Below are 20,398 nucleotides of genomic sequence, written 5' to 3'. Positions count from 1 at the left end.
GGGATGCCTACTTCGGCAGGTGCTTCTCGATGAAGTCGATCATCTGGTCGGTCGTGGCCGGTTTGGCGAGGAAGGGGAAGCCGCTGATGATGCCGCCGTGAGCGTGCAGCTCAGCCTCGCGCACGGTGGCGGTGTGGAAGACGACGGCGATGTGCTTGAGCCGCGAGTCGTTCTTGAGGCGGTAGATGATGTCGGCGCCATCGAGGTCGGGCATCATGACATCGAGCACGACGAGGTCCGGGACGAAATCCATGATCGTGTCGAGCGCCTTGAGCGAGTCGTTTTGCTCACGCACCTCGTAACGACCGGTGTCCTCCAGGTTCATGGCCATGAGGCTGGTGATGAACGGCTCGTCATCAATGAGCAGGATTTTTTTCTTCGCGGAATCGGGAGAATCGCTCATGGAGTTGGTTGGGAATCAAGGTTGGGCGGCGGATTTCAAGGTCAGAACGACCAGAACTCCGCCTGCAGGTTGGTTGCTTATCTCTAATCGTCCGTGGTGCAAATCAACGACCTTTTTGGCGACGGTGAGGCCCAGCCCCGCGCCTTTGCCGGCGGCCTTGGTGGTGTAAAACGCTTCAAAGATGAGAGGCATCTGGCTTTTATGAATGCCATGGCCCGTGTCGGCGATCTCAATGACCACGGCATGGTCACCCGCGCGGAACCATGACTGTCGCTGCCAGCCTTCACGCTCGCTGGTGTTGAAGGTTTTCAAAGCTGTGGTGATGGTGAGCGTGCCACCGCCGGGCAGCATGGCATCAACCGCGTTGGCGCAGAGGCCGACGATGGTCTCGGTGATGTGCTTTTTATCGACGAGAATGGTGGGCAGGCCCGGCACCAAGCGCTTTTCGACGCGCACGGAGGGATCCAGGGTCATGGAGGCGAGAGCGCTCTCGATGAGGGTGTTGGCATCCTCGGCGGTCATGCTGGTCTCAATCGGAGAGCAGGTTTGCAGCATGCTTTTCATCGCCTTGTCGATGCGGTCCGCGCCCTGACGCAGGAAGCTGACGATCTTTTTGCGCAGATCGTCGGTCATCGGTCGCGGCCCGGCGAGCAGGTCGGTGGCGAGGACGATCTGGCTGAGCGGGTTGCAGACCTCGTGAGCGATGCTGGAGGCGAAGTGCGAGAGCGCACCGGCCTCCTCAAGCTTCTTGAGGGTGTCTTCCTGCGGCGGTGCGCTGTCAGGCGTGGGTGCGCTGTTCATGATGCGGGGCTATGACACGACGGCGGGCGCGCCCGTTGCGTGATCGATGAAATTTTTGGCCGTGGCGATGACTCCGTCGAGTTTCATGTTTGGACGGATGAAGGTACGGCTCAGCACGTATGACTCGGTGATGTGCGTGCCGGAGGCGATGACGCATTCCTCGCCGATGACGACGTTTGGGCCGATGGTGGCACCGCTGATGGTGCAGCCGCTGCCGATCCAGCACGGGGCGTTGAAGACCGTGTCCTTCGAGATGCTGCAATGATGGCCGATGATGACACCGGGGGCGATCAGGGTCTCCAATTCGGGCAACTGGGTGCCGAATTTCTGCAATTCGAGCAGCCATTTTTTCACCATCGCGAACCAGGTTTTCGTGACGGGCTGGTCCGGCAGGCAGGGAACGATGGCGGTGCCGCGTTGAAGCTGGATCGAGCCGCTGGCATCCACAAACGCGCAGGTGTCGGTGGCGGCCTCGGGCACGCCGTTTTTGACCTCGGCCTGCTTGCAGAGCGGAAAGGTGTCGCGCACGTAGGCAGCGAGCGGTTCATCGTCTTTTTCGAGCCAGAGGGTCAGCAGGGCATTGCTGCGGAACAGATGGTCCATCCAGTGCTCGATGACGCGGCGCTGGCCAATCTCCCAAAGGAAGAAGGACTCGCCGTTGAGCAGGACGGAGGGTTTGTCGTAAAGAATGGCGTCGGCGTTCATCGTTGAGAAGGAGATCAGTTGCCGCCGCGGTTCTTGAGCGCAATGGGGACGGTCATGAGCAGGATTTTGAGGTCGAGCCAGAGGCTCTGCTTCGCCGCGTACTTCAAATCGAGGCCGATGGCCTCGTCGTGGGTGATCTTGCTGCGATTGCTGATCTGCCAGAGGCCGGTGAGGCCGGGCTTGATCTTGTGGCGCAGCAGATCACGCGGCGTGAATTCCGCCACCTCCCACATCGCAAACGGGCGCGGGCCGACGAGGCTCATGTCGCCGTTGATGATGTGGAAGAGCTGCGGCAGCTCATCGACGGAGAATTTGCGCATGAATCTGCCGAAGGGCAGGATGCGCGGGTCGTTGGGGTATTTTTCCGCGTCGGAGAACTTCAGCAGCGCCTTGCGCAGCTTCATGACGGATTCGTGTTCTGGATCGACGAAGTGCTGCGCGGTCTTGCTGATCTTGTGCTCCTGGATTTTTTTCTCGATGGCCTCCGCGTCGCGGCGCATGGTGCGAAACTTCATCATCGGGAACAGACGGCAGAACTTCCCGACGCGCTTGCCGGCGAAGGTGACGGGCCTGCCATCGACGATGATGATGGTGAGCGCAGCGGCGATGAGTAGCGGAGACAGCGCCAGCACCACGAGTGATCCGCAGATGATGTCGAGCGCGCGTTTCGCTCCTTTGCGCAAGCCGTGGCGCAGATGATGGCGCGCGCGCAGGGCGCAGGCGGCTAGGTGCTGTCCCAGGCTGGTCGGTGAGGTTTGGATCATGGGCGGAACGCGATGGGGAAAAGAGTGGCGGCCTAGAAGAAGCGGGTGAGCTGCACACCGGCCTGGGTGCGCTCCAGATCGGCATTGGGGATGTCGTTTCGCTCACGGCGATGCCATTGGAGGAACAGTTCGATGTTGATGCGATTGAACGCCTTGTCGGAATCCTGACGCCAGCCGAAGGCGAGGCGGGACATCGGCTCCCAGTCGAGCCGGCCCGTGTCGTAGCGGCGGCGGATGACTTGAAATTCGGCGGAGGCATAAAAATTGGGGCTGAAATCATGCAGCAGCTCGGGGCCGAAGCGCAGCTCGCGAAACAACGCTCCTTGGGCGAGTACGGAGGGACGGTTGGCAATGCCGAAGCGAAAGTTGAGCCGGGTTTTGTCCGTGGCCTGCCAGAAAAAGGTGCTCAACGTCACAAGGCTGACCTTGTCATTGCGCGGGGGGGAGCGGTTGAACTGCCGCCACTCCAGCCCGGTGCGCGTGGTGAGGCCGAGTTTGGGCGTGGGCTTCCATTCCAGCAGCAGCAGCGCCTGCTCGTAGTCCTGGGTGCCCAAGGCGCGCTGTTTGAAGGCGAGATGGCCGGTTTCTGCGCCCAGGCCGATTTTGGTCTTTGGCGAGAGTTCCCACAGCAGTGCGCCGTCGCCGATCCATTCGTCGCGGCTGGAGCCGCCCTGTGCCACGGTGATCTGCCGGTACACCGCCCTGCCGCGCAACGTGGTGCGTGGGGAGAGGCGGTATTCCAGCAGCGCGGAGGCGTCCAGCAAGGTGAAGTTTTCCTCGGGCGAGGTGTTGTCTGACGAGGCCTGGATGCGCTCATCGTAATCGACACGAAGCACGGCACGCGACACTTCGCTCACGCGCCCGATCTCACCGAGAAAGTGCTGCGCGTAGTCATCCATTTCGTCGTCAATCCGATAGTAGAAGGTCGGGATGTAGAGCAGGCTGGAGTAATACCTGGAGAGACGCGAGCTGGAGCCGCTGATCCAGCCCTGCGGGTCACCGAGATCGAGTTTCAGAATGGGGGAGATCTCAAACACCGTCTCGCTTTTGGTGATGTTGTTGGTCTGAAAGTCGATGTTGTCAGTGTAAAACAGCGTGGTTTGCAGGCCGAAAGCCGCTCGGGCCGCCACCGCGCCGGAGATGCCCCAGGTGTAGGGCTGGAGTCCGGCGGAGGAGGCCACGGTCTGCCAGCGGCGCGGCTGCGTGGTGAGATCGGCATCAGGGTTGGCGGTGCGGCGCAGGGAGTTGGAGCGTGTGATGGCTTCCGTCTCCGCAGGAAGCCGTGGCTCCAGAAGCACCAGGCCTTCAGGCAGGCGCAGTGTTTGAGCGCGGACGGTGCCCGGCGGAGGCAGCAACAGGCTGGGCTCCAGCATGCGCAAAGCCCCCGTTCTGGAGGTGCCGGGAGCCGCCGCGCCTGGTGAAGACGGCTCCACGGCCATGGTGCGTTGTTGCACGAGAGCCGTGGTGATCATCAGCACAATTGCGACACGAATATCCACGTTTCATTAAGTGAAGACCGGTGGAAACCGTCAAGACTTTTCATGATCCTTTGTATTGACACCCTCGGGCCAATCCGTTAACCACGCCGCCATGAAGGCCCTGACCACACCCTGCCTCACGGTTTTTGGACTGCTTTTGGTCGCCTGTGCGGCGAATCGTCCATCCTCCCAACTGCCGCCGCCCCCGCCTCCGCCGCGCGTCGCTTCTCATTACAGCATTCAGCCGGGGGATTTGCTGGGCATCACTTTTGCCGGAGAACCGGATCTGACACAGCAAACACGGGTGGACTGGAATGGCATGATCAACGTGCCAACGCTCTCTGCCGAGGGAAATGCGGAGATGCACGCCGCCGGCCTCAGCCCTTCGCAACTGGCTGCAAAACTCAGCTCCTATGCTGTGAGCAACAAAATTCTCGTCAAGGCCCGCGCCCAGGTGCTGGTGATCGAGTATGCCACGCTGGCCTACTCGGTGCTCGGCCAGGTGGCGCAGCCGGGGCGCTACAACTTCCCCCGTGGCGTCCAGCCGCGCCTGCCCATCGAGGAGGCGGTTGCACTGGCGGGTGGCTATACACGTCTCGCACGGCAGACGAAGGTGCTGCTCAAACGTGGCACTCAGGTTTACACGGTCGATTTGAAAAAACTCGCCGCTGAACCCGGCCAGCCGCCGGTCATCATCATTCCGGGTGATGTCATCACGGTCACGGAACGCATGTTCTGACCATCGAAAAGCCCACCTCATGAGCGCTGCCGAACCCAGAGCCACCTTTGTCAGCATTCTGGAGTCCGAGCTGAAGCAGCAGCAGGTCGAGCCGGTCATCCGTGAATACAAGGCCGGGGAGGTCATCTTTGAGGAGGGTGATCCTGGCGATGGTCTTTATGCCATCCTCGACGGCCTCGTGCGCATCTCCGCGTTCGTCAGCCAGTCGAACAAGCACGCGCTACGCGAGTTTGCGGCGGGTGATTTCTTCGGCGAGATGGCCATCATCAACAATGCGCCGCGTTCCGCCTCGGCGACGGCGCAGCAGGACTCGCGCCTGCTGTTTGTCTCACGCGACCAAGTCACGGATCTGATGGAGCAGTCGCCGAAGCTCGTCTTTGCTTTGCTGCATGCGTTCAGCCATCGCATGCGCGAGACGAACAGCCATTTCGTGCAGGAAATGCTCGAAGCCGAGCGCCTCTCGCTCATGGGCCGCTTCGCGCGGTCCATCGTGCATGATCTGAAAAATCCGCTCAGCGTCATCGTCCTCGCCGGTGACGCCGCCGCCTCCGAGCGCGCCAGCCCGGAACTGCGTCAGAAGGCGAAAAAGCGCATCCAGCAGCAGGTGGAACGACTCACGCACATGCTTAACGAGCTGCTGCGTGTCAGCGAAGGCTCCACCCAGCATGCGCTGGAGCCGACCAACTTCGCCACTTACTTCGCCGAGGTGATTGAGCAGACCCGCGACGAGTTGGAGAACAAAAAGGTCGTCGTCGAGGTGCAGACCGAGGTGCCCTCGGTGGTGATGCCGCTCAACATTCGACGCCTCGACCACGTCTTCTTCAATCTTTTCAACAACGCCGCCGATTTCATGCCGGATGGCGGGCGCATCATGGTTCGCTTCGAGGAAAGGCCGCGTGAAATTTATGCCGAGGTCGAGGACACCGGCCGCGGCTTCAAGCCCGGCATCGTGGACAAGCTGTTCACACCCTTCTTCACCGACGGCAAGCCCACCGGCACAGGTCTCGGCCTCTCCATCTGCAAAAACATTGTCGAAGACCACGGCGGCCGCATCTGGCCGAAGGAAGTGGCCGGATGCGGCGGTGTTTTTTGCTTCACGTTGCCTTTGAAGGCCTGAAGCGGATTATTTGTTCAGGACGAGACGCAGCGTGCCGTTGTGAATCTCCATCGACTGGATGCCGGCGAGGAATTTTTGCAGCGCCGGGTCGGACTCGACATTTTCCGCCACGAGATCGACGCCCTTGATGTCGCCGATCCAACTGTTCGGCAGCGAGATGCCGCCGAGGCTCAGATCGTCGAGTTTCAGCGACAGCTTGTGCTCCGGCGTCAGGCTGGTGCCAAAGGTGAAGCGCAGGCGGATTTTCTGATTCGGAAACACCGGGAAGTCCTCGGGTGCCTGGAAGATGACCGCGGCGGAGACGCTGCCTTCGCCAAACTTCACCTCCACGTTTTCTCCGAGCTGCTGTTGGGCCAGGTAGGCGTTCACCTCGCGCTCGTTGACGATGATCGTGCGGTTTGCCTCATCCGCAGGAATGGCGGCAGGATTGTTGAGGGCTTGCAGCTTGCTGTCGAACTCCGCCTTCTCGGCAGCCGTGAGGCTCACGGGATGGATTGGTGAAGGGTAGAACGTGTGTTTGACCCAGAGGCCTCCGGTGGCGGCGGCGATGCCCGCGCAGCCAAGAATGACCGCGAGGGTGATGAGAACGGTTCTTTTCGTGGAACGCGCCCGCGGAGCGGCGGGCGCAACAGTTTCGGTGATGGTTTGCATAGCGGTGGGATTGGATGGTTTCGCGGCAAGAGTATTCATTCACGGCCCAAAACGCCACCTACATGTTGCCCGGCTGTTTGTAAGCCATTGACTCCGGTCGCAGGTCTTGGGAACATCGCGATTAACCATGAAATACATCCTCGCACTCGACCAGGGCACCACCAGCTCACGCGCCATTCTGTTCAACCACGACGGCGGCATCGTGGCGACGGCACAGAAGGAATTCCGGCAGATTTTCCCCAAACCTGGCTGGGTGGAGCATGACGCGCAGGAAATCTGGGCCACGCAGGCCGGTGTCGCCTCGGAAGTCATGCACAAGGCGCATGCCAAAGCCTCGGACGTGGCGGCCATTGGCATCACCAACCAGCGCGAGACCACCGTGGTGTGGGATCGCAAGACCGGGAAGCCCGTTTGCAACGCCATCGTCTGGCAGGACCGCCGCACGGCCTCAATCTGCGACAAACTGCGCGCGCAGAAGCTCGACAAGCTCATCCAGCGCAAGACCGGCCTTGTCGTCGATGCCTACTTCTCTGCCACGAAGGTGCAGTGGATGCTGCAAAACGTGAAGGGCCTCAAAGCCCGCGCCGCGAAGGGCGAGCTGGCTTTTGGCACCATCGACACCTGGCTGCTGTGGAACCTCACAGGCGGCAAGGTGCATGCCACCGATGTCAGCAACGCCTCGCGCACGATGCTTTACGACATCCGCAAAGGTGACTGGGACGACGAACTGCTCAAAATTTTCGGCGTGCCGCGCTCCATGCTGCCGGAGGTGAAGGATTCCAGCGGTGTGTTTGGCGAGACGACGTTGCTCGGTGGCAGCATTCCCGTCGCTGGCATCGCAGGGGATCAGCAGTCGGCCTTGTTCGGGCAGGTATGCACGAAACCGGGCATGGTGAAGAACACTTATGGCACCGGCTGCTTCATGCTGATGAACACCGGCACCAAACCCATCGCTTCGAAGAACAAACTGCTCACCACCATTGCCTGGCGCATCGGCGGACGCACCGAATATGCGCTGGAAGGCAGCGTGTTCATCGCCGGTGCGGCGATTCAATGGCTGCGCGATGGTTTGGGCATCATCAAGAATTCTGCCGACGTCGAGGCGCTCGCCGCGAGTGTTCCCGACACAGGCGGTGTCTATCTCGTGCCTGCGTTTGCCGGTTTGGGCGCTCCGCATTGGGATGCCTATGCGCGTGGCACGCTCGTCGGCATGACGCGCGGCACCACGGCAGCACACATCGCGCGTGCCGCGCTGGAAGGCATCGCTTTGCAGGTCATGGACATCTTGAAGGCCATGGAGGCCGACGCGGGCATCAAATTGAAGGAACTTCGCGTCGATGGCGGCGCGTGCGTGAACAACCTGCTCATGCAGATGCAGTGCGATCTGCTTGGCGTGCCCGTCGTGCGTCCGAAGGTGAATGAAACCACCGCGCTCGGTGCGGCGTGCCTCGCCGGACTTGCCGTTGGCTACTGGAAGAACGTGGCCGACATCGCGAAGCACTGGCAGATGGATCGCACATTCAAACCGGCCATGAAAGCGGCGGCACGCGCCAAAATCACCCATGGCTGGAATCGTGCGCTCACCCGCGCCAAAGCGTGGGAGGAGAAATCCGCATGAAGCACACCGCGTGGATCAATCCGCCCTGTCCGTTGCTGCCGGAGGAGAATCGTCATTACGATCACACGGACATTGAGGCGATGAATCACGAACGCGGCCCGCTGTTCTATGAAACGGCGCTGCATTATGCGCAGAGCCTCTGGCGCGAAGGTTTCCCGGCCAAAAGCATCCTGCTTATCAACCGGGCGCTCTCGCTGCCGTTGAAGGCGGACGAGCCGATCCTCGCGAAATGGCCGCTGCCGTATCAGGCGCTCATGTGGATCATGCAGAACCGCGTGGAGGGCCAGTTCATCGGCAATCCGCGCCGTCACTGGCAGCATCTGGCCACGCGCATGGTCGAGCCGAACAAGGAACTGCGCACCTGGCGGGCCTGGGCCTGCTGGTATCTCGCGAAGACGATCCTTCCGGAGATGGAATTTCCCGCGGATCCCAAGCAAATCCGCGAGGAGCAGCTTGTGAAGCCGACGCGGGATCAGATCGCCGCCAACTTGCAGCGGCTCTCACCCGCCAATGACCTCGAAGTCTGGCAGCAGACCTTGCAGACGATTCAAGCTGCCATCCAGCCGCTTGCCGCACGCATCCGCCGCATCGGCGCCGATGAACTGCCCATGGTGCAGAAGCTCGGGCATGCCATCTGGTTCGCGTATTACCCCGGCATCATCAGCGACGCGCAAATTAGCTACATGCTCTCCATCTGGTATCAGCCCGGCAACATGGCGCATGAGATGCAGGCACGGGACGTGTGGTATGCGCTCGTCGAGGTCGAGGAGCGTGGCGCGGTGGGCTACATCTCGTTTGAAAAGCTCGCCATGGAGCCCGTGCTCTTCATCAACAAGCTCTACCTCCTGCCCGAGGTGCATGGCCACGGCCTCGGCGGCCTCACCCTGCGCTGGGCCGAGGACCGCGCCCGCGACTTGCGCTGCAAGCTGGTGCGCCTGCGCGTGAACAAACGCAACGCCCCCGCCATCCGCGCCTACCTTCGCCACGGCTTCCACTTCACCGAAGATGTCATCAGCGACATCGGCAGCGGCTTCGTGATGGATGATTATGTGATGGAGAAGACGGTGTGAGGCGGGCTCAAGCCTCGCCCTGTCAGATGAGGCTCGTTGCATGACCGGCTTTTGAAGTTAGTTTTCGCTCATGAGCACGATCACCCTCGAATACCCGCCGTCCTGGCTTGCCGCCATGGGCGTGGACGCGCCGCGTTTCGCAGCGGACACGAAGATCGCTGCGGCGATGAAGCTGTTCGAGTGCCACCGGCTTTCCAGCGGGCAGGCCGCCCAGTTGGCGGAATTGTCCCGCGTCGAGTTTCTGCTTACCTGCCGCCAGTGGGGTGCTGCCAGCGTGAACTGGGATGAGGACGATCTCGCGGCGGAGTTCGGCGGCACTCTGCCCGTAGTGCGCTCATGAGCACCGTCGTTTGCAATTCCGAGGATCGCGACCGCGAGATGTGCTGCAAGTCCGTGCGCCTCCGCGTTAACAAACACAACGCCCCCGCTATGTGCGCCTTGGCTGCCGTTACATCGAAGACATCGCCAGCGTATTGGTGTTGTGTAATTCCATGATGGTAACAGGGTTGTTTCGGTGATAGCAGAGGTTTCATGGTCATCAGCCCTGCAGAAATCCCCGCTTCGCTGCAATTCAATGCCGTTGAATGGTTCTCCCAGTTTTCGGCGGATGGAAAACCAATAGACAGCACAGAGCTGCAGCCCGTGCTCGAGTTCACACTGCTTTGGAATCTGTTTGAGCGTGAAACCTGTGATCGTTTTGTCCGGCTCGTTGATTTAAGAAAGCACGTTGATGAGGCTTTTGCCAAGGATCAACTTATGCGAGACGCATATGAACCGTATCTTCTGTTTTTTCGCACTCGGTATTCGCAATTCGGTGAAGCTGGCTACTTATCAAGCTCGCTGGAGCCTGCACAACACTCACAGGGATGCGAAGACAGTAATGAAATTCTGCTTCTTCAAAAAGTGCTTGAGGGAACGTGCAAAGGTTTGAACGACGTGGTGTTCGCACTTCTGTTCATCGCCTACAGGATTCGGAACAACCTGTTTCACGGTGAGAAGAACATCTACAGGCTGCATACACAGAGATCCCTGTTCGTGGCTGTGAATTCGCTCCTGGCAACTTATCTCGGACAGACATGCCGACGAATGAGGAATTGACTCGTGCGTAGCACTCCTTCCCGGTGCTGGGAGCCAACCAACCCATAACCTGAACGCCTCCGTATGATAAGTAGCAACTCAGAGACACTGCAAGGCATTCGAGAAATAAGCCGCGCGGGTTAACTCTCATCAGGACCGAATTGGGGCCAGGACAACCCGGAAGCCGAGGCTGCTGCCGTCGATGTCCGGTGAGGTACGCCCAAGGCACGCCGAACGGTGGAATGCGCGCATTGCTTCCACCAAGTCTTCCAAGTGGCACACGCGGCACGCCGATCTGCAGTAGTCGGCGATGCTGCCCATGCTGCCGCCACGGATCACGCGGTCCGAACCTTCAGGAGGTCCTAGCGGATCTATTCCGCCCAGCAGGTCTCTTCCATACCAATCCTGACAAAATTCCCACACATTCCCATGCATGTCGTGCAGCCCCCATGCATTCGCTTGTTTCCGGCCCACCTCGTGTGTTTTGCCGCCACTATTCTCATCATACCACCCCACGTCACAAAGTTCGCCATGGTAAGGGCCTGTGGTTCCGGCGCGGCAGGCGAGGAAACGGGGAAACGGGGTCAGTGTGCAAAATTCTGACAACTGATTCCGTGAAGTAAGAGCCAGATCATACTGTCAATTATTTGCACGCTGACCCCGTTTCTTCGAACTCCGACCAGGAAAGTCGGCCATCCGACCTCTGAGGTGCGCCATTTCTCCACCATTCCAAGTCTCCTCTTTGCATTCGCTCGCGCCTCCCGCTCATCTCACCCTGCGGGCCTTGCTCCGCTCCGCTCCGCTTTTCAGCTTTCCCATTTCAGCTTTCAACTTTTCCCCCTCCCCGCCATGCCCTACGACCCCGCTCTTCCCGCCAATAACTCCCCGCTCGTCTCCGCCGAGATGCGCGCCCAGCTCAACGGGCTGAAGGATCTCATCAACGCGATCCAGACGATCACGGCGGCCCAGGTCGATGCGGTGAGCACCGGCAATCCGGGCGATCCGGCGGTGGTGACGCTCAACGTGGATGCCAGCACCCTGCGCTTCACGTTTATCATTCCCAGAGGGCCCGAAGGTCCGGCAGGTCAAGCGGGACAGGATGGTGCCTCTGGGGCAGGCGTGACGGGGGCGGTGGTGGACAGCGTGATGACCGGCAACCCGGGCGACCCGGCCAGTGTGAGCGCCAGCTTTGACGGCAGCCTGGTGCGCTTCAATTTCAGCCTGCCGCAAGGTCTGCAAGGCCCGCCGGGAGAAGTGACCAGCATGCAGCTTTCCACCGCGATCAACGGCACCAGCAGCAACAGCAACGCGGTGAGCACGCTGGCACTGGCGGTGAACGATCCGCCGACGCAGGCGGAGGCGCAGTCCATCGCGCACAAATTGGATGAGCTGATCCTGGCGCTGCGGAGGTAGGAACAAGGAGCGTCAAAAGGTCAAGGGTCGTGCCCTCCATCATTTCAGCGATGGCTTCGAGACAAAACCGGGCAGGTTCAACGCTGCGCCTCCTGATACGCCGCAACCAACTGCTCCACGCTACGCTCCCAGTTCAATTCCTGCGTGAGACGCTGGTGGCCCGCAAAGGCAATGGCTTGGCGGCGTGGTTCGTCGTCGAGGAGTTCGAGGATGGCGTCGCCCAGCTTCTCCGCGCTGTTTTCCATGACGTAAACCGCGCCATCACCGGCGGAGAAGCGGCCCTCGACGGTGCCGAACATGACCATGGGCTTCGCGAAGGCCATGTATTCGAGCACCTTGTTCATGGTGCAGTGGTCGTTGTAGGCGTTGATGGGATCGCAGGCGACGCCGAGGCAGATGGTGCGCAGGGCGCGGCAGAGGAACTCGTCACTGACACGACCGGGCATGCTGATGTGGTTTTGCAGGCCGAGTTGGTCGCGCAGCGCAAGCAAATCGGTGTGCTCGGGACCAGAACCCATGAGGAGGAACTGTACATCGTCGCGTTTGCGCGTTTTGACGATGTGCTCGGCGGCGCGGACAAGGTAATCGACGCCGTCGGCATTGCCCATGACGCCGATGTAGCCGACGAGATGCTTTTTTCCGGCCCGCAACGATTCGTCCGGCTCCGCCTGGGTGTTCATGCGGTTGGGAGCGGTGCGGACGACAAAGGCGCGGTCATCACGCAGTTTGCCGCGCTGTTTGACGGCACGCAGCACGCTCTGATTGGTGGCGATGACGACATTGGCGAGCGCCAGGGTGCAGCGCTCGGCGATGCGCACGGCCCAGTACATGAGGCCGCGTTTGCCGAACTTGGCCTCGAACATCTCGGGCCAGAGATCATGCACGTCGAAGATGACTTTCACACCGCCGAAGAGCTTGAACGGCAGCGCGACGAGGAAGAGCAGGTCGGGCGGATTGCAGAGGTGGATCACGTCGAATCCGCCGCGTCTCCACGCTTTGAGCGTGCAGGTGAGCTCACCCCAGAGGGCGGTGGTGTATTCGGCGATGAAGCCGCCGAGTGATCCCGCCTCGCCACTGATCCAGTGGCGGTAGATTTGAATGCCGTCGAGCACCTCCTCCGCCTGCGTGTAGCCGCGCATCTGCGGGCAGATGACGGTGACCTGATGCCCGGCATCCCGCAACGCGCAGGCCTCCTGCCACACGCGCCGGTCGAAAGGCACCGGGAGGTTTTCGACGAGGATGAGGACGCGCATGGCTCGCGAAAACTAAGCGCCGGGGGCGGCTTTTGCTGCGCGCTGTTCTTTGGTCAGCCAGATGATTTTCAACTCCTTGCCCTCTTTGGCACCACCGCCGAAAAAGTCCCCCGTGTCCTTGAGCGTGACAAAAATGATGAAGCCAAACAGCATCAAGGCACACGCGGTCTGCACGTATTCGAGAATCCTGCCCTGCGGGGGCTTGCGGCGGATGGCCTCGGCAATGGCCATGGTGATGTGGCCGCCATCCAGTACCGGGAAGGGCATCATGTTGAGGATGGCGAGGTTGATGTTGAACACGACGCTGAACCACAGCACGAGCCGCCAGCCATCGGGATGCTGGAAGAGCTTGTAGTAGAGGCGGCCCACGCCCACGGGACCGCTCATGTGAGCGGGACTGAGGTCGGATTTGGGCGAAAGCAGCTTGGAGACAAGATTGCCCATGTGCCGCACGGCGTCGCTGATCTGTTCCCAAGGCGTGATGACGATGGGCGTGCGCTTGCCTTCCACATCCCAGGCCACGCCGATCATCGGATACTCTTTTTTGTCCTCCATGACCTCCTTCATGTTGTTCTCGTCAGGAATGCGCGGCAAAACCGGAATCTGGATGGTCTTTCCAGCGCGCTCGACGTCCAGCGTGAGGGTCTTGCCAGGGTTGGCTTTGATGTAGTCGGCGAGATCGCCCATGCTTCTCAATGGATTGCCGTCCACACGAAGCACGAGATCATCGATCTTGATGCCAGCCTCGTCTGCGGGGCTGTTTTTGGCGACACCTCCCACCATCGGCGTCATCTGCCCTTCCATCCCCACGGAACGCAGATCAGGACGCTTGAAGATGGACTGCCACCAGGAAACGGCCGGAGCTTTTTCATCCGACTTCGGCCAGGCTTTGGGATCGACCTCAAACTTCCGCACCCCTTGCCCCGGACGCTCCACCTCAAACGCAATCGTGTCCCCTTCGCTGGCCACCACGCCCCAGCGCACGCTGTCCACGAGGCCCTCGAAGCGTTTCACCGGCTGGCCGTCCACCGTGAGGACTCTGTCACCCGGAAGGAGGCCTGCTTTCTGGGCCGGGCTTTCCTTCGCGACATACCCGACGATGGTGGTCGTATGCCCTTCGCTCTGTGGTTTCCCTGCCACCCAGACGGCCACGGCAAAGACGCAGGCGAGCAGGAAACTGAACAGCGGCCCGGCGAAAGCGACAATCGCCTTGTCCAGCGGCGTGATCGGCGGCAGCGGCTCGGTGCTGGACTCGCCTTCGAGGCCACCCATCGGGGCCATCTGCGGCAGGGCCACGAAACCGCCCGCCGGAATGCTGCCGAGCCCGTATTCGACGCCATTGATGGTCTTTTTCCACAGTGGCTTGCCGAACCAGATGTAAAACTTGTCAATCTTCAGCCCGCGCCAGCGCGCGGCGAGGAAGTGACCCCACTCGTGAACGACAATCATGAGATTGAAAACCAGGATCACCTCCAGGATGAGGATGATGAAACGAAGGATTTCACCGAAGACGCCGAGAGAGGAAAGCCAAGCCATAAAGGGGACGAAAAAATCCTGCGGAGCATGGGCGGGATTGCCCGTGCGCCGGAAGACAAGACCGGGAAGCTAACATCCCGCCATGACTGGCGCAAATGATGCGGGGAAGTTTATGCCGCGAAGCTCAGAAATGTTGACCCGGCCCACCTGCTGAAATATTTGCCAGCTTACTCTCTCATACGTATTCAAAATTGCCCCTGATGATGACGATTCGCGCCGCCACTGTCCTGCTCCTGTCCTGCCTGCTGATGTCCTGCCGCAGTGCCAAAAGCGTGGTGGCCTCTGTACATGTCAAGCCCACGAGTTTTCTGCCGCATGCGGCGGATCTCAAGGAGGACCGCAAACGCTCGCCCTTCCTCGGTAACTGGTGGAATCCTGACCCGCAGGTGCAAAAAGCAGCGGAGAGGGTGCAATCTCTCTACATCGCCCCGGTGATCACGGATCACCTGCGGCCCATGCGGCAGAAGCTCGCAAAAATGGAGTTCAGCCAGGATCGGCGTGATGAAAAAATCCAAAAGCTCACCGATTACGCACGAGGAAAGTTCCTCCATGCCTTCAAGTCCGCCAAAAAGCCGAGGTTCAGCATCGTGGACGCACCGTCAAAGGACGCCATGACCCTGAAACTCTCCATCATCGAGTGGGAGCCCAACACCCTGACCGGGCTGGCCCTGCGGGAGGCCGTGGACCTCGTGACCCTGCCCATGGTGGGGGATCTGCTGGCCAAACCCGCGCGCGGCCAGATCGCCATCGAAGGCGTGCTGGTGGAGCCGAAAACGGGAAAACCCGTCTATGAGTTCGCGGACAAGGAGGAGGCGAAGACGCTGTTCATTTTCTTTCCCCAAGAACTGTTTCCTTCAGGCCAGGCGAAGTATGCCATCCGCGAATGGGCACGACAGTTTGAGAAACTCATGAGCACCCCGCCCGACAAGAAGATAAGGGATAGTATGCCTTTCCAGATCATCGCATTCTGATAGCACGAAGCCTTTTGAGGAGGCCTGTCCATAAAAATCACAGCCACTCCAGCCGGTCGGAACTATTCTCCCGGTGGCTGAATGTTTCGTGATTGCCAAGGTCAGAGGTTTCGTGCGCTACTCTCCTTTGTACACCTCATTCACCATGAAAACGAATCCTCTTCGCTCAGCCATGATCCTGTTCGTCGGTGTTTCACTGGCACTGACCTCCTGTGAGTACCCCTACTATTACAACAACGGTTACTACGGTGCCGGCTCGAACCAGCGCAGCGGCACGGTCTATGGAGCCGCAGGCGGTGCGTTGCTGGGCGGCATCATCGGCAACCAAAGCCGCCGCCCCCTGGAAGGCGCTCTGATCGGCGGCATCCTCGGTGGTCTCGCCGGGAATGCCATCGGAGCCAACCGTGACCGCTACTACTATGTGCGCGGCGGTCCGGTTTACAGCAGCCGCTACAACTACAGCCGCCCCTACTACTCGAGTTCGTACTACCGCCACCCTTACTTCTCCAACAGCTACTACGGCAGCCCGTACTATTCCCGCCGCCCGTCGTATTTGGGAAGCTATAACTACCGTCCTTGGGGAGGCGGTTATGGCTTTGGTCAGCCCTTTGGCTGGGGAAGCGGCTTCGGCCTCGGTTCACGCTGGTACTGAACAGCGGTCGCAACACCTTGAAAAAACCTGCGCTGGCAACGGCGCAGGTTTTTTTAATGCAGTTCGAAGATGCCCTCGATCTCGATGGCAATGTTACCCGGCAGCGATCCCATGCCCACCGCGCTGCGCGCACCAATGCCGTTCTCCTCGCCCCAGACCTGGCCAAACAACTCGCTACAGCCGTTGATGACCTTCGGATGTTCTGAAAAATCCGCCGTGCTGTTCACCATGCCGAGCAGTTTCACCACGCGCTTCACCCGGTCCAGGCTGCCCAGTTCGCTTATCAACGTCGCCAGCAGGGCGAGACCGGTCTGACGCGCGGCGGTCTTGCCCGCATCGAGATCGAGATCCGCGCCAACACGGCCCGTGAGGTACTTGCCATCACCCAGATAAGGCCCGTGGCCGGAGATGTAGGCGATGTTGCCGACGATCACGACCGGCTTGTACACACCGCCACGCGGCGGTGCGGATGGAAGAGTGAGTCCGAGGGCGGTGAGTTGTTGTTCGGCATTCATGGCTGTTAGATCGTGGGGAAAAATTCAAGCATCGTCAAACAGACGACGATTCTTCCAGAAGTAGCTGAAACCGGACACCAGCGTCAGCAGCGTGGTGAAATAGACAATGGACGAGGCCACGATTCGTTCCGTGTCTGGATTGGCGGTGAACGCAGGCCGCATGAAGCCAAACAGCGGCTCTGTCGAGGCCTGGCGCATCATGAAATAGATCACCGTCAGGATCTGCCAGAGCATCTTGTGTTTCCCCAGCTTCTCTGCCGACAACACCGCCCCCTGCCCTGCCGCCACCAGCCGGATGCCCGTCACAAAAAATTCGCGCGCCAGGATGATGATGGTGATCCACGCCGGCATCCGCAACTCCTCCGGGATCGTCTTGTCAGCCGACAGCAGGATGAAGGCCGCAGCAATGAGGATCTTGTCCGCCAACGGGTCAAACAGCTTGCCGAAGTTCGTCACGATGCCCCGCGACCGTGCGATCTGCCCGTCGAAGTAATCCGTGGCCGAGGCGATGCCAAAAATGATCAGTGCCAGCGAGATCGTGTTCGACCATGGCAGATAAAAAAACACCACAAAGACACCTGTGAGGACCAGGCGCGAAAGGGTGAGTTTGTTGGGCAGATTCATGTGGACGGCAGGTGCCTCTGTCTAGCGATGGAATGGCCGGGCTGTCAATGACAGTCCTGCGACAAAAAACTCCGCGCCTCTTTCACAAACCAGGGCAAGGCCGATTTTTCTCGCTGGCTCGGGCACCCTCATGCTATTGCTTGGCCCCATGCCGTCTCTTTTTTCCAAAGCAGGTGATCCCGAACTCCTCTGGCTTGTTGGCGGCACGCTCGGTCTGCTCATCATTGCATCAGCCATCGGCTTTATTTTGGCAAAACGAGCAACCTCCGACGCCGCCAAGGCAACGATGACGAATCTGAATGCTCGCACGAATGCCTGGTGGATGATGGCGGCGGTGTTTGCAGGGGCGCTGGCGCTGGGGAACATCGGGACCACGATCTTGTTCGGGCTGTGCTCGTTCATGGCTCTGCGGGAGTTCATCACGTTGTCACCGACGAAACCGGGCGATCACCGCACGCTGTTCTGGGTGTTCTTCGTCATCACGCCGCTGCACTACTATTTTCTGGCGACGCAGTGGTACGGCGTGTTTGTCATTTTGATTCCTGTTTACGCCTTCCTCTTCGTACCGCTGCGCACAGCGATGGCGGGGGATTGTGAACGCTTCCTGGAACGCACCGCGAAGATTCAGTGGGGGCTGATGGTCTGCGTGTATTGCATCAGCTATGCCCCCGCCATTCTGCTGCTGCTCAAGATTCCTGGTTATGAAGGACAGAATGCCAAGCTGCTGTTCTGGTTCGTCGCCATCGTCGAGATGAGCGATGTGATGCAGTACGTGTGGGGCAAAACCTGCGGCAAACACAAGATTGCCCCCGCCGTCAGTCCTGGCAAGACATGGGAAGGTTTGCTCGGCGGTGGTGCGACCACTGTCGGTCTTGGCACGGCACTGTGGTGGGCCACGCCGTTTTCACCGCTGCAGGCCGCAGGCATGACCGCTCTTGTCGTGCTCATGGGTTTCGCGGGCGGCCTGGTGATGTCAGCAATCAAACGTGACCGTGGCGTCAAAGACTGGGGCACCGCCATCGGCGGCCATGGCGGCTTCATGGACCGCATGGATTCGCTCAGCTTCGCCGCGCCGGTGTTTTTCCATGTGGTGCGCTATTCGCTCAATGCGTGATGGAGGAAAGCAGTGGAGCATGGCGAACGTACTCCCACCCCATGATTTTCCGCGTCTGCCTTGTTTCTGCCATTATCGCTGCCTCTGCCCAAGGGGCGGGGAAGCTGGACTTCAATCGCGACATCCGGCCGATCCTCAGTGACAACTGCTTCGCCTGCCACGGGCTGGACGCGAAGAAACGGAAGGCGGATTTGCGGCTCGACCTGCCGGAGGGCGCGTTCACGGCCATCGACGGCGTGTTGCCCATCAAACCGGGCGATCCTGAGGTGAGCTCGATCATTCAGCGCATCGTTTCGACGGATGAGGACGAGGTGATGCCGCCGCCGGAGGCGCACAAGAAGGTCACACCGGCGCAGGTCGAGATCCTGAAGCGCTGGATCAAGGAAGGCGCGGAGTACAAGAAACATTGGGCGTTTGAATCGCCGGTCAAAGCGGCACCGCCGCAGGTCAAAGGGATGGTCAAGAACGGGATTGATGCGTTCATCCAGGCGCGACTGGCTGAGGAAAAACTGCCGCCATCACCGGAAGCTTCGAAGGAGACGTTGATTCGTCGGGTGACGCTCGATCTGACCGGCCTGCCACCGACGTTGGCGGAGATCGACGCCTTTCTAGCGGACACGAGCCCGGATGCGTATGAAAAGGTCGTGGCCCGCCTGCTGAAGTCGGAGCGTTACGGCGAGCACATGGGCCGCTACTGGCTGGATGCGGCGCGCTACGCGGACACGCACGGGCTGCATCTCGACAACGAGCGCAGCATGTGGCCTTACCGCGACTGGGTGGTGAACGCGTTCAACCAAAACCTGCCGTATGACCAGTTCACCGTCTGGCAGCTTGCGGGCGATCTTTTGCCGAATGCGACGGTGGAACAGCAGATCGCCTCCGGCTTCAATCGTTGCAACGTGACGACCAGCGAAGGCGGCAGCATCAATGAGGAGTTTGTCTTCCGCTACGCGGTGGATCGCGCGGACACGACGATGGCGGTGTGGTTGGGCCTCACGGCGGGCTGCGCGGTGTGCCATGATCACAAGTTCGATCCCATCTCCGCCAGAGATTACTACGCCATGACGGCGATACTCCAGGGCGTGCAGCATGGTGAGCGTCCGCTGCGCACACCGGAGGTGGCGGCGAAGGAAAAGCAAGTCGCTGCGTTACGGGAACAGCTCGCGCCGATCGAAGTGCAGCTTCGCAAGTTTCAACCCGTCTCGCATCTCAACCGTGTGCTGCTCCTTGACGACAGTGCCGCACCTTCCACCGCCGACAAAGCTGGTGTCACCCAGATCGAACAACCGAAGAACGGCCAGCCGATCACATACTCGCCGGGCAAGGAGCGCGGACAGGCCGGCGACCCCGGCGATGTTACGCGCCTCCCGAATCTCGGTGCGAGCTATCGCTACTGGCAATCGGATTCCGGCAAGCCCGAGGACTTTTTTACCTGGGATCCGAGGCTGAGCGGACGCCACCGCATCTGGATCTCCTGGGGTGCATGGACGACACATACCAAGGATGCCCGCTACATTCTCGATCGCGATGGCGACCTCTCCACCACCGGCGACCAGACGGAGATCGCGCAGATCGACCAAAGCCGGTTTGCCGATGGAACCCAGGCCATCGCCGGGGAAAAGCGCTGGAGCGGATTTCGACTCGCCGGTGAGCACGACCTCACGTCTCATAGCGTGCTCATCCTGCGCACTGGAAGCAAAGGCGGTCCGCACATCGCCGACCTCGTGGCCTTTGAAGAAGTGGCGACCGCAGCCAAGCCCGGCATGCAGCCGGCCTTGCGTACTCCCGTCAGCCATCTCGCCAACGAAGACCGCTTCATGCCGACCACGGCGAAATATCTTCGCTTTACGATCACTGAATCCAGCAGCGGCGAGCCATGCCTCGATGAACTTGAAGT

21 protein-coding genes and 1 pseudogene are annotated in these 20,398 nt (G+C 60.3%); 11 read left to right on the top strand and 11 right to left on the bottom strand.

Going from position 1 to position 20,398, the window contains the following annotated elements; translation table 11 throughout:
• Positions 1–7: 7 nt before the first annotated feature.
• From U1A53_RS20035 to U1A53_RS20015, 5 genes are read right to left on the bottom strand one after another with little or no spacing between them, the layout of a single operon-like run.
• Positions 8–403 (bottom strand): response regulator, encoded by a 396-nt coding sequence (locus U1A53_RS20035; RefSeq protein WP_322283634.1) that lies wholly within the window; start codon positions 401–403, stop codon positions 8–10.
• A 15-nt stretch (positions 404–418) separates the two neighbouring features.
• Complete coding sequence (locus U1A53_RS20030; protein ID WP_322283633.1) at positions 419–1,204, bottom strand: HAMP domain-containing sensor histidine kinase; 786 nt, start codon at positions 1,202–1,204, stop codon at positions 419–421.
• 9 nt (positions 1,205–1,213) lie between these two features.
• The gene (locus tag U1A53_RS20025; protein WP_322283632.1) at positions 1,214–1,909 is read right to left on the bottom strand and encodes a hypothetical protein; all 696 of its coding nucleotides are present in this window, start codon (positions 1,907–1,909) and stop codon (positions 1,214–1,216) included.
• Positions 1,910–1,923: 14 nt separating this feature from the next.
• Positions 1,924–2,673: a sugar transferase gene (locus U1A53_RS20020; protein WP_322283631.1), complete on the bottom strand. Its 750-nt coding sequence runs from the start codon at positions 2,671–2,673 to the stop codon at positions 1,924–1,926.
• Between the two features lie 32 nt (positions 2,674–2,705).
• Positions 2,706–4,127: a hypothetical protein gene (locus U1A53_RS20015; protein WP_322283630.1), complete on the bottom strand. Its 1,422-nt coding sequence runs from the start codon at positions 4,125–4,127 to the stop codon at positions 2,706–2,708.
• A 136-nt stretch (positions 4,128–4,263) separates the two neighbouring features.
• Here U1A53_RS20015 and U1A53_RS20010 point away from each other — a divergent pair, with 136 nt between their 5' ends.
• Positions 4,264–4,890, top strand: a complete 627-nt coding sequence (locus tag U1A53_RS20010) for a polysaccharide biosynthesis/export family protein (protein WP_322283629.1) — start codon at positions 4,264–4,266, stop codon at positions 4,888–4,890.
• 19 nt (positions 4,891–4,909) lie between these two features.
• Positions 4,910–6,007, top strand: coding sequence for a cyclic nucleotide-binding domain-containing protein (locus U1A53_RS20005; protein WP_322283628.1), 1,098 nt, complete (start codon positions 4,910–4,912; stop codon positions 6,005–6,007).
• Between the two features lie 6 nt (positions 6,008–6,013).
• Here U1A53_RS20005 and U1A53_RS20000 read toward each other — a convergent pair whose 3' ends face one another.
• Positions 6,014–6,658 carry a hypothetical protein gene (locus tag U1A53_RS20000; RefSeq protein WP_322283627.1) on the bottom strand — a complete coding sequence of 215 codons (645 nt, stop codon included), beginning with the start codon at positions 6,656–6,658 and terminating at the stop codon, positions 6,014–6,016.
• Positions 6,659–6,785: 127 nt separating this feature from the next.
• Here U1A53_RS20000 and glpK point away from each other — a divergent pair, with 127 nt between their 5' ends.
• The 4 genes from glpK (at position 6,786) to U1A53_RS19980 (ending at position 10,444) form a co-directional block, all read left to right on the top strand.
• On the top strand, positions 6,786–8,276 hold the full coding sequence (gene glpK / locus U1A53_RS19995; protein ID WP_322283626.1) for a glycerol kinase GlpK: 1,491 nt from the start codon (positions 6,786–6,788) through the stop codon (positions 8,274–8,276).
• Positions 8,273–9,346 carry a GNAT family N-acetyltransferase gene (locus U1A53_RS19990; protein ID WP_322283625.1) on the top strand — a complete coding sequence of 358 codons (1,074 nt, stop codon included), beginning with the start codon at positions 8,273–8,275 and terminating at the stop codon, positions 9,344–9,346. Before glpK ends, U1A53_RS19990 begins: the two co-directional genes overlap by 4 nt.
• A 70-nt stretch (positions 9,347–9,416) precedes the next feature.
• Positions 9,417–9,686 (top strand): UPF0175 family protein, encoded by a 270-nt coding sequence (locus U1A53_RS19985; protein ID WP_322283624.1) that lies wholly within the window; start codon positions 9,417–9,419, stop codon positions 9,684–9,686.
• Positions 9,687–9,877: 191 nt separating this feature from the next.
• A complete protein-coding gene (locus U1A53_RS19980; protein WP_322283623.1) occupies positions 9,878–10,444 on the top strand; it encodes a hypothetical protein in 567 nt (188 codons plus the stop codon).
• Positions 10,445–10,573: 129 nt separating this feature from the next.
• Here the strand turns inward: U1A53_RS19980 and U1A53_RS27110 are convergent.
• Positions 10,574–10,987 (bottom strand): annotated as a pseudogene (locus U1A53_RS27110) (SUMF1/EgtB/PvdO family nonheme iron enzyme); the annotation flags it as partial.
• Between the two features lie 285 nt (positions 10,988–11,272).
• Between U1A53_RS27110 and U1A53_RS19975 the strand changes: the two are divergent.
• Positions 11,273–11,836 carry a hypothetical protein gene (locus U1A53_RS19975; protein WP_322283622.1) on the top strand — a complete coding sequence of 188 codons (564 nt, stop codon included), beginning with the start codon at positions 11,273–11,275 and terminating at the stop codon, positions 11,834–11,836.
• 77 nt (positions 11,837–11,913) lie between these two features.
• Here the strand turns inward: U1A53_RS19975 and U1A53_RS19970 are convergent, their stop codons facing one another.
• Both U1A53_RS19970 and rseP read right to left on the bottom strand, forming a co-directional pair.
• Positions 11,914–13,089, bottom strand: a complete 1,176-nt coding sequence (locus tag U1A53_RS19970) for a glycosyltransferase family 4 protein (protein WP_322283621.1) — start codon at positions 13,087–13,089, stop codon at positions 11,914–11,916.
• A 12-nt stretch (positions 13,090–13,101) separates the two neighbouring features.
• Positions 13,102–14,625, bottom strand: a complete 1,524-nt coding sequence (gene rseP, locus U1A53_RS19965; protein ID WP_322283620.1) for an RIP metalloprotease RseP — start codon at positions 14,623–14,625, stop codon at positions 13,102–13,104.
• Between the two features lie 200 nt (positions 14,626–14,825).
• Here rseP and U1A53_RS19960 point away from each other — a divergent pair, with 200 nt between their 5' ends.
• On the top strand, positions 14,826–15,596 hold the full coding sequence (locus tag U1A53_RS19960) for a DUF3313 family protein (protein WP_322283619.1): 771 nt from the start codon (positions 14,826–14,828) through the stop codon (positions 15,594–15,596).
• Positions 15,597–15,741: 145 nt separating this feature from the next.
• Entirely contained in the window at positions 15,742–16,248 is a 507-nt protein-coding gene (locus tag U1A53_RS19955) for a YMGG-like glycine zipper-containing protein (RefSeq protein WP_322283618.1), read from the top strand.
• Between the two features lie 53 nt (positions 16,249–16,301).
• On the opposite strand, the gene U1A53_RS19950 is transcribed toward U1A53_RS19955, so the two are convergent.
• Positions 16,302–16,763: a RidA family protein gene (locus tag U1A53_RS19950; RefSeq protein WP_322283617.1), complete on the bottom strand. Its 462-nt coding sequence runs from the start codon at positions 16,761–16,763 to the stop codon at positions 16,302–16,304.
• Positions 16,764–16,787: 24 nt separating this feature from the next.
• Entirely contained in the window at positions 16,788–17,387 is a 600-nt protein-coding gene (gene pgsA / locus U1A53_RS19945) for a CDP-diacylglycerol--glycerol-3-phosphate 3-phosphatidyltransferase (RefSeq protein WP_322283616.1), read from the bottom strand.
• A 148-nt stretch (positions 17,388–17,535) separates the two neighbouring features.
• Here pgsA and U1A53_RS19940 point away from each other — a divergent pair, with 148 nt between their 5' ends.
• Positions 17,536–18,501, top strand: a complete 966-nt coding sequence (locus U1A53_RS19940; protein WP_322283615.1) for a phosphatidate cytidylyltransferase — start codon at positions 17,536–17,538, stop codon at positions 18,499–18,501.
• 41 nt (positions 18,502–18,542) lie between these two features.
• Positions 18,543–20,398 (top strand): DUF1549 domain-containing protein (locus tag U1A53_RS19935; RefSeq protein ID WP_322283614.1); only part of this gene is annotated, 1,856 nt, incomplete at its 3' end.

Origin of the sequence: Prosthecobacter sp., from assembly GCF_034366625.1 — a bacterium.
Classification (GTDB): domain Bacteria; phylum Verrucomicrobiota; class Verrucomicrobiia; order Verrucomicrobiales; family Verrucomicrobiaceae; genus Prosthecobacter.
The sequence above is the reverse complement of the archived record's forward strand: the minus strand, read 5'-3'. Positions and strand labels throughout refer to the sequence as shown.

Excerpts from the sequence above, each read along its gene's own strand:
- U1A53_RS20035 (WP_322283634.1), bottom strand. The coding sequence starts at position 403 with ATGAGCGATTCTCCCGATTCCGCGAAGAAAAAAATCCTGCTCATTGAT.
- U1A53_RS20030 (WP_322283633.1), bottom strand. The coding sequence starts at position 1,204 with ATGAACAGCGCACCCACGCCTGACAGCGCACCGCCGCAGGAAGACACC.
- U1A53_RS20025 (WP_322283632.1), bottom strand. The coding sequence starts at position 1,909 with ATGAACGCCGACGCCATTCTTTACGACAAACCCTCCGTCCTGCTCAAC.
- U1A53_RS20020 (WP_322283631.1), bottom strand. The coding sequence starts at position 2,673 with ATGATCCAAACCTCACCGACCAGCCTGGGACAGCACCTAGCCGCCTGC.
- U1A53_RS20010 (WP_322283629.1), top strand. The coding sequence starts at position 4,264 with ATGAAGGCCCTGACCACACCCTGCCTCACGGTTTTTGGACTGCTTTTG.
- U1A53_RS20005 (WP_322283628.1), top strand. The coding sequence starts at position 4,910 with ATGAGCGCTGCCGAACCCAGAGCCACCTTTGTCAGCATTCTGGAGTCC.
- U1A53_RS20000 (WP_322283627.1), bottom strand. The coding sequence starts at position 6,658 with ATGCAAACCATCACCGAAACTGTTGCGCCCGCCGCTCCGCGGGCGCGT.
- glpK (WP_322283626.1), top strand. The coding sequence starts at position 6,786 with ATGAAATACATCCTCGCACTCGACCAGGGCACCACCAGCTCACGCGCC.
- U1A53_RS19990 (WP_322283625.1), top strand. The coding sequence starts at position 8,273 with ATGAAGCACACCGCGTGGATCAATCCGCCCTGTCCGTTGCTGCCGGAG.
- U1A53_RS19985 (WP_322283624.1), top strand. The coding sequence starts at position 9,417 with ATGAGCACGATCACCCTCGAATACCCGCCGTCCTGGCTTGCCGCCATG.
- U1A53_RS19980 (WP_322283623.1), top strand. The coding sequence starts at position 9,878 with ATGGTCATCAGCCCTGCAGAAATCCCCGCTTCGCTGCAATTCAATGCC.
- U1A53_RS19975 (WP_322283622.1), top strand. The coding sequence starts at position 11,273 with ATGCCCTACGACCCCGCTCTTCCCGCCAATAACTCCCCGCTCGTCTCC.
- U1A53_RS19970 (WP_322283621.1), bottom strand. The coding sequence starts at position 13,089 with ATGCGCGTCCTCATCCTCGTCGAAAACCTCCCGGTGCCTTTCGACCGG.
- rseP (WP_322283620.1), bottom strand. The coding sequence starts at position 14,625 with ATGGCTTGGCTTTCCTCTCTCGGCGTCTTCGGTGAAATCCTTCGTTTC.
- U1A53_RS19960 (WP_322283619.1), top strand. The coding sequence starts at position 14,826 with ATGATGACGATTCGCGCCGCCACTGTCCTGCTCCTGTCCTGCCTGCTG.
- U1A53_RS19955 (WP_322283618.1), top strand. The coding sequence starts at position 15,742 with ATGAAAACGAATCCTCTTCGCTCAGCCATGATCCTGTTCGTCGGTGTT.
- U1A53_RS19950 (WP_322283617.1), bottom strand. The coding sequence starts at position 16,763 with ATGAATGCCGAACAACAACTCACCGCCCTCGGACTCACTCTTCCATCC.
- pgsA (WP_322283616.1), bottom strand. The coding sequence starts at position 17,387 with ATGAATCTGCCCAACAAACTCACCCTTTCGCGCCTGGTCCTCACAGGT.
- U1A53_RS19940 (WP_322283615.1), top strand. The coding sequence starts at position 17,536 with ATGCCGTCTCTTTTTTCCAAAGCAGGTGATCCCGAACTCCTCTGGCTT.